This window comes from Pelomicrobium sp. G1 (genome assembly GCF_051905455.1).
Lineage (GTDB): Bacteria > Pseudomonadota > Gammaproteobacteria > Burkholderiales > UBA6910 > Pelomicrobium.
Genome location: NZ_JBQACR010000616.1, coordinates 1 through 235, shown reverse-complemented (window position 1 = coordinate 235; position 235 = coordinate 1). Strand labels below are relative to the sequence as shown.

Annotated in this window: 1 pseudogene; it reads right to left on the bottom strand. The window is 74.5% G+C overall.

The window, feature by feature from the left end:
* Positions 1-190 (bottom strand): annotated as a pseudogene (locus ACTFO6_RS19860) (aldo/keto reductase); the annotation flags it as partial.
* Between the last annotated feature and the right edge of the window lie 45 nt (positions 191-235).

Here is a 235-nt window from a genome sequence, read left to right as displayed (position 1 = left end):
CGCCCACGTCGAAGGTGCGGTAGGTGCCGAGCCCGATCACCGGAAGCACCTCGCCGGTCCTCGGGATCGGGCGTTTCAGGATTTCCCGGCCCTCGGGGGGGTGGGCGAGGGCGCCGGGCCCAAGGGCGGCGCCCGCCGCCAGGGCCTGGATCACGCGGCGCCGCAGGGGGGAAGAAGGAGCAGCGGTCATGGGACGGTGGCCTGGGCGATGGCGGCGGTGGAGGGTACCGTGGAT